Source organism: Pauljensenia sp. UMB9872, from assembly GCF_030212665.1.
GTDB classification, from domain to species: domain Bacteria; phylum Actinomycetota; class Actinomycetes; order Actinomycetales; family Actinomycetaceae; genus Pauljensenia; species Pauljensenia turicensis_B.
Map to the genome: position 1 here is coordinate 64,628 of NZ_JASOER010000014.1, position 10,607 is coordinate 75,234.

The 10,607-nt window shown below is 58.1% G+C and carries 8 protein-coding genes and 3 tRNA genes; 10 read left to right on the forward strand and 1 reads right to left on the reverse strand.

Going from position 1 to position 10,607, the window contains the following annotated elements; translation table 11 throughout:
* Positions 1-12 precede the first annotated feature (12 nt).
* The 6 genes from nuoL (at position 13) to QP109_RS06865 (ending at position 9,032) form a co-directional block, all read left to right on the forward strand.
* The gene (gene nuoL / locus QP109_RS06840; protein WP_270772587.1) at positions 13-1,998 is read left to right on the forward strand and encodes an NADH-quinone oxidoreductase subunit L; all 1,986 of its coding nucleotides are present in this window, start codon (positions 13-15) and stop codon (positions 1,996-1,998) included.
* A 24-nt stretch (positions 1,999-2,022) separates the two neighbouring features.
* Entirely contained in the window at positions 2,023-3,567 is a 1,545-nt protein-coding gene (locus QP109_RS06845; RefSeq protein WP_285024094.1) for a complex I subunit 4 family protein, read from the forward strand.
* Positions 3,564-5,132 carry an NADH-quinone oxidoreductase subunit NuoN gene (gene nuoN, locus QP109_RS06850; protein ID WP_285024084.1) on the forward strand — a complete coding sequence of 523 codons (1,569 nt, stop codon included), beginning with the start codon at positions 3,564-3,566 and terminating at the stop codon, positions 5,130-5,132. The genes QP109_RS06845 and nuoN overlap by 4 nt, the downstream gene beginning before the upstream one ends.
* A complete protein-coding gene (locus QP109_RS06855; protein ID WP_285024085.1) occupies positions 5,129-6,136 on the forward strand; it encodes a polyprenyl synthetase family protein in 1,008 nt (335 codons plus the stop codon). Before nuoN ends, QP109_RS06855 begins: the two co-directional genes overlap by 4 nt.
* A 353-nt stretch (positions 6,137-6,489) precedes the next feature.
* Positions 6,490-7,989: an FAD-dependent oxidoreductase gene (locus tag QP109_RS06860; protein WP_285024086.1), complete on the forward strand. Its 1,500-nt coding sequence runs from the start codon at positions 6,490-6,492 to the stop codon at positions 7,987-7,989.
* Positions 7,990-8,156: 167 nt separating this feature from the next.
* A complete protein-coding gene (locus QP109_RS06865) occupies positions 8,157-9,032 on the forward strand; it encodes a M48 family metalloprotease (RefSeq protein ID WP_285024087.1) in 876 nt (291 codons plus the stop codon).
* 152 nt (positions 9,033-9,184) lie between these two features.
* Here QP109_RS06865 and QP109_RS06870 read toward each other — a convergent pair whose 3' ends face one another.
* Positions 9,185-9,688 (reverse strand): YajQ family cyclic di-GMP-binding protein, encoded by a 504-nt coding sequence (locus QP109_RS06870; protein ID WP_285024089.1) that lies wholly within the window; start codon positions 9,686-9,688, stop codon positions 9,185-9,187.
* 122 nt (positions 9,689-9,810) lie between these two features.
* Here QP109_RS06870 and QP109_RS06875 point away from each other — a divergent pair.
* From QP109_RS06875 to rpmG, 4 genes are all read left to right on the forward strand, one after another.
* Positions 9,811-9,894 (forward strand) — tRNA-Tyr (locus QP109_RS06875).
* 91 nt (positions 9,895-9,985) lie between these two features.
* Positions 9,986-10,058: transfer RNA gene (locus tag QP109_RS06880), tRNA-Thr, on the forward strand.
* A gap of 28 nt (positions 10,059-10,086) precedes the next feature.
* Positions 10,087-10,160, forward strand: a tRNA-Met gene (locus QP109_RS06885).
* A gap of 52 nt (positions 10,161-10,212) precedes the next feature.
* Positions 10,213-10,383 (forward strand): 50S ribosomal protein L33, encoded by a 171-nt coding sequence (gene rpmG, locus QP109_RS06890; protein WP_285024090.1) that lies wholly within the window; start codon positions 10,213-10,215, stop codon positions 10,381-10,383.
* Positions 10,384-10,607: the final 224 nt, after the last annotated feature.

The window sequence follows — 10,607 nt, forward strand, 5'->3', positions numbered from 1 at the left end:
GAGGAAAACTAAATGACAACATCCTTCGCTCTTCACGCGATGAACGACGGCCTTGCTGAGGTAATCGTTCCTGCCACCGGCGCAGCATCACTGGCATGGCTGATGATTGCAATTCCGCTGGCAAGCGCAGCGATCTTGCTGTTGCTGGGTCGTTCTTCTGACCGCTGGGGTCATCTGCTGGCCACCTGCGCCTCGTGGGTATCCTTTATCGTCGGTGCCGTCATCGTCGCCCAGGTCCTGGGCGCTGATGAGGGAGCACACCGCATGGCACACACACTGTTCACCTGGATCCCCGCGGGGGATTTCAGCGTGGACTTCGGCCTGCTGGTTGATCCGCTGTCGCTGACCTTCGTGATGCTGGTGACCTTCGTTGGTTCCCTCATTCACGTGTACGCAATCGCCTACATGGAACATGACAAGGATCGTCGCCGTTTCTTCGCTTACCTGAACCTGTTCATCGCAGCAATGCTGACCCTGGTTCTGGCTGACTCCTACGCCGTCCTCTTCGTCGGCTGGGAAGGCGTGGGCTTGGCCTCGTACCTGCTGATCGGTTTCTGGAACCACGTTCCGGCGAATGCTCGCGCTGCAAAGAAGGCATTCGTCATGAACCGTGTCGGTGACATGGGTATGCTCGCCGCAATGATGGTCATGGTCGCAAACTTCTCGTCCGTCCGCTTCGAGGATGTGACCGAGGGTGTCGCTTCGATCCCAGTTGCTCAAGCAACCGCCATCGGCATCTTCCTACTGGTTGCTGCCTGTGGTAAGTCCGCGCAGTTCCCGTTGCAGGCATGGCTTGGTGACGCAATGGCAGGCCCGACCCCGGTTTCCGCTCTTATTCACGCGGCAACCATGGTCACCGCTGGCGTCTACTTGGTCGTTCGTTCCGGTGCCGTCTACGTTGCAGCTCCCGCGGCAGCAACTGCAGTCGCCATTATCGGTGCAATCACGCTGCTCTTCGGCGCGATCGTCGGTTCCGCAAAGGATGACATGAAGAAAGTCCTCGCGGCCTCGACCATGTCGCAGATCGGCTACATGATGCTGGGTGCGGGCCTCGGTCCGATCGGCTGGGCATTCGCAATCTTCCACCTGTTCACCCACGGCTTCTTCAAGGCACTGATGTTCCTCGGAGCCGGCTCAGTCATGCATGGCATGGCTGACCAAGTGAATATGCGTCGCTTCGGTGCCCTGCGTACCGTCATGAAGATTACGTGGGTCACGTTCATGATGGGTTGGCTGGCAATCCTCGGTGTTCCGCCGTTCTCCGGCTTCTGGTCGAAGGACAAGATCATTGAAGCAGCCTTCGGGGCGCACACCTTCGGTTCGATCGAAGCACCGTGGATCGGCTGGGTCTACGGCCTGGTTGCCCTGATCGGTGCCGGTATCACCGCGTTCTACATGTCGCGTCTGTTCTTCATGACCTTCCACGGCAAGGCACGTTGGACGACTGAAGCGGAAGGTTCGCCGGTTCACCCGCACGAGTCCAACGCTCTCATGACCGTCCCGATGATCATCCTTGCCATTGGCGCGATCTTCATTGGTGGCCTCATGTCGATTGGTGACTTCTTCACCAACTGGTTGTCTCCCGCAATCGGAGGCGTTCACCATGGCGAACCGGTCATGCCGGTGATGGCCATTCAGATCCTGACCCTCGTCCTCGTGATTGCCGGTGCCTTCCTGGCATGGCGCATGTACGGTGCCGGCGAGGTTCCGACTGGCGTTCCTGCCGGTAATGCTCTGACCGAGGCTGCACGTCGTGACCTCTACCAGGATGACGTGAATGCCACTCTGTTCGTCGCTCCCGCTGCGGGTCTTGCAAAGCTTGCAACCGGTGGTGACCGCAAGGCAATCGACGGCGCGGTTGGTCTGGTTACCAAAGGCTCGGCTGGTGTCGGTCGCCTGATCGCGATCACGCAGAACGGCTTCGTCCGTGCCTACGCGTCATACATCCTTGGGGGCGTTGTCGTTGCCCTCGCGATCGTCCTCGGCTTCAGGCTGTGAGGGAGTTAGACAATGGAAAACACAATGGTTGAATCCTCGTTCCCATGGCTTACCCTCCTGGTCGCTCTTCCCGCGCTGGGTGCGCTCCTGCTTGGAGTAACCCCCGCGTTGCGTAAGGGTGCAGGCAAGGGCTTTGCTCTGGTCGTCTCCCTCCTCGAACTCGGTGCTGCTATCGGCGCTGCCATGAGCTTCGACTGGGGTTCGGCTTCTACGTATCAGCTCACCGAATCCGTCTCTTGGATTCCCCAGATGGGCGTTTCATGGGCCCTCGGCGTCAACGCCTTGTCCCTGGTTATGATCCTTCTTGCTGTCATCCTGGTTCCGATCGTTTTGATCGCCGGTTGGAACGAAGATGAAAGCGAAGCGGATGCCGGCTCGTACGCGGCCCTCGTCCTCTTCCTCGAAGCGTTCATGGTCGTCATCTTCGCAGCGTTTGACCTGGTGGTCTTCTACATCGCCTTCGAAGCGATGCTGATCCCGCTGTTCCTGATGATCGGTCGTTACGGTGTCGGCCCGGTTGCCGAGCGTCATGCAGCAGCGATGAAGTTCCTGCTCTACTCGCTCGCCGGCGGTCTGGTCATGCTCGGTGGTCTGATCGCTCTTTGGGCATTCGCTCCAGAGCACTCCGATACCTTCTTCCGCCTCGACACCCTGTCCCAGGTTGCACCGACTCTGTCGGGCGCAGTCCAGATGGGCGCGTTCGTGTCCTTCATGGTTGCCTTCGCAATCAAGGCTCCGATGGTTCCGGTTCACACCTGGCTCCCCGATACTGCCGCCGTTGCCCGTCCGGGCACGTCGGTTCTGCTCGTTGGCGTGCTGGACAAGATCGGCACCTTCGGCATGATTACCCTCTGCCTGCGCCTCTTCCCGGAAGCTTCCTTCGAAGCACGCTGGGTCCTCTGCGCACTGGCAGTCCTGTCGATCATCTGGGGCGGTCTTGCTGCTAACGGCCAGGACGACATCATGCGCCTCGTGTCCTACACGTCCGTGTCGCACTTCGGCTTCATGGTTTTGGGTATCTTCATCGGCTCGTCGGTCGCCATGGTTGGCGCTATGTTCTACATGGTTGCTCACGGCGTTTCGATTGCAGCGATGTTTATCCTCTCCGGTTGGCTGTCGCGTCGCGGTGGCACCCAGGACATGAACGCATACTCGGGTATGCAGCGCGTGACCCCGGTTCTTGCCGGCCTCTGGCTGGTTTCGGGTCTTGCATCGATCGCACTGCCCGGTCTGTCAGGCTTCGTTCCTGAATACCTCGTCCTCATGGGTACGTGGCAGGTGAGTATCGTGTTGGCGGTCTTCGCGCTGCTCGGCGTGATTATCGCTGCCGTGTACGTCTTGATGCCTTACCAGCGTGTCTTCACAGGTGGCCCCGTCGCCGGCAAGGATGCACTGCCTGACTTGAACACTCGTGAAAAGTCAGTGATGGCCCCGTTGCTCATTGCAATGGTTGTTCTCGGTATTTGGTCTGCGCCACTTGTCAGTGCACTGACCCCGATCGGTGAAGATCTTGCTCTTGGCACTGCCGATACTGCCGCAACGGCAGTTCTTGAAGGGAGCTCGAATTGAATCTCTTGCAAGCAGCAAACTTTAGCGCTCCGCAGATCGCTTGGGTGACGCTCATTCCGATCATCGTCGTCTTCGGCGGTGCGGTCTTGGGCGTGCTCATCGAAGCATTTGCTCCCCGCAAGACCCGTCGCACGCTGGTCATTGCCGTCGCTCTGCTGACGACTCTGGCCGCAGCCGCGGTGCTCGCGACGCGGTGGTTCCCGGTTCTTGACAAGCCCACCTCCATTGGTGAGTACATCGAGGACCCGCTGACAATCGGTTCCCAGTTCGTCCTGACTATCGTCGCGTTCTTCGCGATCCTGGTGATGGCCGATCGCACTGTTGTTGGTGACGGCGCTTTCGCTGGTCAGCCTTCGGATCGCCCCGGTTCGCAGGATGAAGAGCGTTCCGATACTCAGAACTACCAGCGTTCGGAAATGTTCCCGCTGACCCTGTTCAGCTTGGGTGGCATGATGCTGTTCCCGGCAGCTGATTCCTACATCATGTTGTTCGTGGCTCTTGAAGTCATGTCGCTTCCGCTCTACATTCTGGCCGCCACCGCGCGTCGTCGCCGTCAGCTCAGCCAGGAAGCAGGCATGAAGTACTTCATCCTGGGTGCATTCGCATCCGGCTTCCTGCTGATGGGTTCAGCGCTCCTCTACGGTTTCACCGGCTCCCTGAAGATCTCCGATGCCGCAGCAGTCGTCCCGACCGCGAACGGTCTTGACTGGCTGGCAGTTGTTGGCGTCTTCATGATTATGGTCGGCTTGCTGTTCAAGGTGGGTGCTGCTCCGTTCCATGCCTGGACGCCCGACGTGTACACCGGTGCTCCGACCCCGGTTACCGGCTTCATGGCGGCAGCCGTGAAGATGGCGGCCTTCGGCGCGATGTTGCGCTTCTACCAGACGATCGCAGCACTGCTTCAGTGGGACCTGGTTCCGGTTCTGATCGCAGTTGCCGTTCTGACCATGCTGGTTGGTACCTTCACCGGTATCGTTCAGACCGATGTGAAGCGTATGCTTGCCTTTTCGTCGATCGCACACGCCGGCTTTATCCTGATCGGTGTTTTCTCGCTGGCTCAGGGCTCTGCTGGCCACGTCCTCTACTACGTACTGGCATACGGGCTGGCAACGGTTGGTGCATTTGGTGTCATCACTCTGGTTCGTTCTGCGACTAGCGATGGTGAACCCGGTGGCGAGGCAACGGCTCTGGATCGCTGGGCAGGCCTGGGCAAGAAGAACCCGCTGATGGCGGGATCCATGCTTGTCTTCCTGCTCTCGTTCGCTGGCATTCCGTTGACGGCTGGTTTCGTTGGCAAGTTCATCGTGTTCTCCGATGGCTTTGCCGGTGGCTTCGGCTGGCTTGTGACGCTTGCTTTGGCGTGCTCCGCAGTGACGGCCTTCTACTACTTCCGTCTGGTTCGCCTGATGTTCTTCACCGAGCCGGCTGAGAATTCAGTGGTTGTCCGTTCTGAAGGCATGACCTTCATCGCGGTTCTGAGCTTGGCACTTGCGACGATTGCGTTGGGCGTTTTCCCCGGTCCCGTTTTGTCGATTCTGTCAAACATCGTCATACTTTTGCCGTGACCGTTTCTACGCCAGATCTACATGTTCCCGACCTCGAGTCCCGAATTCTTCCGGGGCTTGAGGTCGTCGAGCGTCGCCTGTACGAATCAGTGACGGGGTCGCGTGACCTCGTTGATGACCTGACCAGCCACCTTGCTCTTGCAGGTGGGAAGCGACTTCGCCCCCTCCTCGCGCTGGTGTGCGCGCAGCTGGGTGACCCGGAACGTGCGCTCAGTGACGAGGTCATTCGCGGTGCGACTGCCGTTGAAATGACGCATCTCGCGTCGCTCTACCATGATGACGTCATGGACTCAGCGCCGACCAGACGTGGCGTTCCGTCGGCTCAGCACGTGTGGGGCAACAATCGTGCGATCCTCGCTGGTGATGTGCTTTTTGCTCGGGCGTCGATGCTGATTACGACGCTTGGTCCCGAGATGGTTCGCTACCATGCGAAGACCTTCGAACGTCTCTGCATCGGTCAGCTGAATGAAACCTTTGGTCCGACTGAAGAGGATGACCGCGTCGACTTCTACTTGAAGGTCCTGTCGGATAAGACCGGCTCGCTGGTCGCGACGGCCGCGTACTTTGGTGCGTGTCTGTCGGGTGCTTCTGATGACATTGGTGCGATCGTCTCTGAGTTCGGCGAGCGCATTGGTGTGGCATTCCAGATCGCTGACGACGTTCTTGACCTTGCGTCCGATCAGTCTGGTAAGACACCGGGTACTGATCTGCGTGAGGGTGTAGACACCCTGCCGATTCTGCTCCTGCGTCGTCGTGTTGCTGAGGGCACGATCGATGAAGCGGGGAAGCAGATTCTGGCTGAACGTGACACTGATCTGTCATCGGATGAAGCTCTCGGTGCCTTGGTAGCGAAGATTCGTGTCCATGATTGCTTGGAGGAAACGCGTGCGCTGGCTCGTCAGTGGTCAGATAGTGCGATCGAGGTGCTCGACTCTCTGCCCGATGGTGAACCGAAGCAGGCACTCATCGCGTTTGCTCACTTGATGGTGGATCGCTTGGTCTGACTTCGACAGTTGTTTTCATCTGTGTGCTCCGCAGTTTTGGCTGTGGGGCACACAGTGCTTTACAGGGAGTCTCTTCTCTTTCACTCGAGCGTGTTTCGCACGTCAGAAGGACGGTGGGTGAGATATTGGCTGGGAGCGAGGGACGAGGCCACGCCCCCTGCCAAGAGTTCGTTCGGGCCTCGTGCGCGAACCCAACCGGAGCATCAGAGACGGTGAAACTGTCCACCAAATGCGTGAAGCCGGTTACGAAATGGCAAGATTTGCGTGATCGACACTAGGATCGACACAGATAGATTTTCAAGTTGTCCTGTTTGCGTAAATCAAAACGCGTGGGGCTTCGAAGGGAGAACGGGTTGACTGCGCTCAACGTTGCTGTCATTGGTGCTGGTCCTGCGGGTATCTATGCCTCCGATATTTTGTCGAAGTCTGGGCTGGACGTGAACATCGACCTTTTCGAGCGTCTGCCCGCTCCCTACGGTCTGGTTCGCTACGGTGTTGCCCCCGACCACCCGCGTATTAAGCAGATCATTGTTGCCTTGTACAAGATCCTGCAGCGCGGTGACATTCGACTGCTGGGCAACGTTGAAATCGGTCGCGACGTCACGATCGATGATCTGCGCGAACACTACGATGCGGTCATTATCGCGACGGGTGCCGACCGCGATGCTCCGCTGAATATTCCCGGCGTTGATCTGCCGGAGTCCTACGGTGCAGCCGATTTCGTGTCCTGGTACGACGGCAACCCGGATTACCCGCGCACCTGGCCGCTTGAGGCGAAGGAAATCGCGGTCGTGGGTGTTGGCAATGTTGCGCTGGACGTTGCGCGCGTTCTGGCGAAGCACGCCGAAGACATGATGGTCACCGAGGTTCCTGAAAACGTCGCAGAGGGGCTGAAGAACAATCCCGTCACCGACGTTCATGTTTTCGGTCGTCGAGGCCCCGCACAGGTGAAGTTCACCCCGTTGGAACTGCGCGAACTGGGCAAGGTGCCCGACGTTGACATCATCGTTTCTGAAGAAGATTTCGACTTCGATGAGGGCAGTGAACAGGCTCTGCGCGAATCCAACCAGCAGCGCCAGGTTGTCAAGACTCTGACGAACTACGCGATGGCTGACGAGGATGAACACACGGCAAGCCGTCGCATCCACATTCACCTGTTCCAATCGCCGGCCGAGATTGTTGCCGATGACCAGGGGCATGTGAAGGCGATTCGTACCGAGCGTACGGAGCTGACTGGCGATGGAAACGTGCGTGGCACGGGTGTCATTACGACGTGGCCGGTGCAGGCGGTTTATCGCGCTGTCGGCTACTACTCGTCGCCGATTCCTGGCCTGCCGTTCGATACTGCTCGTGGCGTTGTCCCGAACGTTGAGGGTCGAGTTGTTCCGACGCCGGAAGCGGGTGAGGACGAGGCTCTGACGGGCATTTACGCCACCGGTTGGATTAAGCGTGGTCCGGTTGGTCTGATTGGTTCGACGAAGTCTGATGCTCAGCAGACGATCTCCCACCTGGTGGAGGATGCGAATGCTGGACGTCTGCACGCGTCCTCGAACGCGGTGGGCCACGAAGCGATGGTGAACCTGCTGAACGAGCGTGGCGTCGAATTCACGACCTGGGAAGGCTGGGAACTGCTTGATGAATACGAGCGTGCACTCGGCTCCGAATACGGCGAGCTTCCCGAAGGTCGTGGCGTGCGCGAGCGCGTGAAGGTTGTTTCCCGTCGCGCGATGACAGACATTTCACGAGGTTCCGATTCGAAACCCACCGACCTGATTGGTCAGATGGGAGAGATGGGTGTTCCTTCAGCTCCCGAGCGTTTCGATGACTACACCGGTCCGGGACGAAGCAAGTAACGCTTTCCTTGTGTGGGCGGGCAGTGCTTTTCTAAGCACTGCCCGCCCCTCGTTTCAAGGGCAATGCTGATCCCCGGTAGGGCGCTCTCTGCTGATAAGAGGCAGGTCTCAGATGGTGTTCCGATTGTTTTCAGGACTTACCCAGATAGTCCTCATATTCTGTTTCTATGACGCAGCGTAGGTATCACAACGGCTTGAAGACGGCGTTCTTGCTGGGAGGCATGTGGGCGCTTCTACTGGTGATCGGTGGTTTGATTGCCGGTTCAACTGGCCGGTCAATCTGGATTTGGATCTTTGCGGGTATTGGATTGGTTCAGACCGCAGTGTCCTACTGGAACTCGGCAACAATTGCACTGCGATCAATGAACGCTTATCAGGTGACGCGACAAGAACGGCCTGACCTGTATCGAATTGTTGAAGAGCTGGCTGCGCGTGCACATCAGCCGGTGCCTTCCATTTGGATCGCTCCGACTATGACTCCGAATGCGTTCGCAACGGGGCGCGACCCGAACCATGCAGCTGTGTGTTGTACCGAAGGCATCCTTGAGATTTTGGGTGAGCGCGAGCTACGCGGTGTCCTGGGGCATGAACTGATGCACGTCTACAACCGCGACATCCTGACCTCGTCCGTTGCGGCGGGTATTGCTGGTCTGATCGGATCAGTCGCGCAATTCCTTCTGTTCTTCGGTGGTGGGGGCAGGCGTGATGGCGAAGGCGGGGGAGTGGGCGTTATCGGTTCGATCCTCATCGCCCTTTTGGCGCCGTTTGTTGCGACCCTCATTCAGTTCTCCCTGTCGCGCACGCGCGAGTTCGACGCGGACGAGGACGGATCGAAACTGACTGGAGATCCTCTGGCCTTAGCCTCCGCATTGCGCAAGCTGGAGCAGGTCACGGCACACCGACCGATGGAACAAACTCCGGCCAACCAATCCGTTGCGGCCATGATGATTGCCAACCCCTTCGGCAAGGCGCGCAATCTGTTCTCAACGCACCCGTCAATGGACGAGCGTTGCGCGCGCCTCGAAAAAATGGCCGGCTACTGACCTTCTTCCTGTTTACGCAACGGCTGGAACGAGGTCGCGTCTTTTCGCCCAACGTGCATCGCGCTTGAGTGAAAGTCATCACATGGACTGAATAAGGCGGGCGGGGGTGGAAGTGATTGCTTCCACCCCGCCCGGCCTCGTGAATCGAAGAATCAGCGGTAGTTCACGAACTGTAACGCGACATCAATGTTCTCGCCGGCGGGGCCCTTCAGCAGTGCAATCACAGCCTGAAGGTCGTCACGAGACTTCGAAGAAACGCGAAGTTCGTCACCCTGAATCTGAGCTTTCACACCCTTCGGACCCTCATCGCGGATGAGCTTCGCGATCTTCTTCGCAGCGTCCTGAGCAATACCTTCACGCAGGGGAGTGACCAACTTGTAGATCTTGCCCGACGGCTTCGGCTCGCGATCCTTGTAGTCCAGGCTCTTTAAAGAAATGCCACGACGAATCAGCTTTGTCTGCACAACATCAAGGATTGCAAGGACTCGATCAGCGGAATTCGCTTCCATTTCAATCGCGTCACGGCTCAACTTGATCGCCGCATCAACGTTACGGAAGTCATAACGCGTCGAAATTTCCTTCGCGGCTTGGTTGACTGCGTTATCAACTTCCTGACGATCTAACTTGGAAACAATATCGAACGAGGAATCTGCCATGGGCTTTCCCTTCCTTGTAAATGCGCGGTTCGCGGGCAGGCGAGTCCGGCCAGCGGTCCGTCGATTGGCGTTGAGGATAATTTATCTGTTATTCTTCCACGGCACCGAAAAATTTGGTGCACGGCGGGGTACCCGAGCGGCCAAAGGGAGCTGACTGTAAATCAGCCGCGTAAGCTACGGGGGTTCGAATCCCTCCCCCGCCACCATCTTGGAGGTATCCAAGATCCGGCGTGTGAGGTCATTCTCAGACTGGCAGATTGCTAAAGCAATTGGAACTGAGATAGGCTCTTTCGCGTTGCCCCGATAGCTCAGTCGGCAGAGCGTCTCCATGGTAAGGAGAAGGTCAAGGGTTCGATTCCCTTTCGGGGCTCAGGTAGCGACGACGGTCGCGCCGTTGCGGCGGGGTAGCTCAGCTGGTCAGAGCGCACGACTCATAATCGTGAGGTCGCGGGTTCGAGCCCCGCCCCCGCTACCGCATATCAGGTCGCGCGCCGACAAACTACTGAAGCAAAAGAGGACACACCGTGGCAAGCAAGTCTCAGGATGTTCGCCCCAAGATCACTCTGGCCTGCTCGGAGTGCAAGGAGCGCAACTACATCACCAAGAAGAACCGTCGTAACACGCCGAATCGTCTGGAACTCGCGAAGTACTGTCCGCGTTGTCGCAAGTCCACTGCGCACCGCGAGACTCGCTGAGTAAGCAGTAAATAAATCCCCGAAGCACGTGCTTCGGGGATTTTTGTTTGCCCAGATTCTGCTCAGATTCAGGGCGTGCCAGGGTACGAGGCGATTCAGGAGTTAATGGCCAAAATGGGGTTATAGGACATTTGGGGGTTAAACGACAAAAGGGGCTGCGGACTGTTTTTCGGAGTGTTTTCTTAGGGTACTGCTTGTAGCCTGTGGTTCGCTATGGATTGCCC

Bases quoted from the DNA above. Each gene is read 5' to 3' on its own strand.
- nuoL (WP_270772587.1), top strand. From the start codon at position 13: ATGACAACATCCTTCGCTCTTCACGCGATGAACGACGGCCTTGCTGAG.
- QP109_RS06845 (WP_285024094.1), top strand. From the start codon at position 2,023: ATGGTTGAATCCTCGTTCCCATGGCTTACCCTCCTGGTCGCTCTTCCC.
- QP109_RS06865 (WP_285024087.1), top strand. From the start codon at position 8,157: ATGACGCAGCGTAGGTATCACAACGGCTTGAAGACGGCGTTCTTGCTG.
- QP109_RS06870 (WP_285024089.1), bottom strand. From the start codon at position 9,688: ATGGCAGATTCCTCGTTCGATATTGTTTCCAAGTTAGATCGTCAGGAA.